The organism is Comamonas sp. B-9 (assembly GCF_000410635.1).
GTDB lineage: Bacteria > Pseudomonadota > Gammaproteobacteria > Burkholderiales > Burkholderiaceae_C > Comamonas.
In genome coordinates, this window is record NZ_KE148669.1 from 398 (window position 1) to 1349 (window position 952).

Below are 952 nucleotides of genomic sequence, written 5' to 3' on the forward strand. Positions count from 1 at the left end.
GCAAGGCCTCGATGGCCGAGGCATAGGCGGCCATCGCCTGCGCGCTCGACAGCAGCGCGTCGGGCTCCTCATGCGCGGGGCCCGGGGGCTGGGCGGTTTCATCGAGCGCATGCAGGTCCTCGTGCGTGCGCAGCTGCGCGCGCCGGTACTGGTCCACCATCACATGGCGCGCCGTCTGGTAGAGCAGCGCGCGCGGCTCGGCGATCGGTGCGCGCGCCTGCTCCATCGCCAGCACCCGGGCGTAGCTCTCCTGCACGATGTCGGCAGCGGCATCGCGGTCGCGCACCTGGCGCAGGCAGAAGTTCAGCAGTTCTCGGTAGTAGTGGACGAACACGGGGCAGCGGCCAGACAGGGGGATCGCAGGGATATCGCAGTGCTTGTGCAGCCATGGCGCCATGCAATAACGCGAATGAATCGCATTATCCATATTTTGACTACTGTTTACATATAATAAGAACCATTCTCATCGCGTCACCCCCAACACCATGCACCCAGGCCCCGGCATTCCGCCCTCACCTTCTGTCGATCCGGTGCAGGCCCTGTACGAGGCGCACCACAGCTGGCTGGTCGCGCGGCTGCGGCGCAAGCTCGGCTGCGCCTGGGATGCGGCCGATCTGGCGCAAAACACCTTTGTGCGGGTGCTGGGCACCCAGCGCCAGCAACTCCAGGCGCTGCTGGAGCCGCGCGCCTACCTCACCACGATTGCGCAGCGCCTGCTGTCCAACCACCTGCGCCGCCGCCAGATCGAGCGCGCCTACCTCGATGCGCTCGCGCTGCTGCCCGAGCCCGTGGCCCCGCCGCCCGATGCGCAGCTGATGGTGCTCGAAACCCTGGTCGCCATTGACCGCCTGCTCGGCGGCCTGCCCGTGGTTGCCCGCAAGGCCTTTTTGCTGTGGCGGCTGGAGGACCTGACGCAGGAAGAAATTGCCCAGCAGCTGGGCATATCGCGCAC

At 67.0% G+C, this 952-nt stretch carries 2 protein-coding genes; one reads left to right on the forward strand and one right to left on the reverse strand.

What is annotated here, in order from left to right; all coding sequences use genetic code 11:
* Window positions 1-427, reverse strand: a 427-nt coding sequence (locus H928_RS29610) for a sigma factor (protein WP_306729973.1), incomplete at its 3' end; no start/stop codon positions are given.
* 58 nt (window positions 428-485) lie between these two features.
* Between H928_RS29610 and H928_RS0123740 the strand changes: the two genes are divergently transcribed.
* Window positions 486-952 (forward strand): sigma-70 family RNA polymerase sigma factor (locus tag H928_RS0123740; protein ID WP_043341848.1); only part of this gene is annotated, 467 nt, incomplete at its 3' end.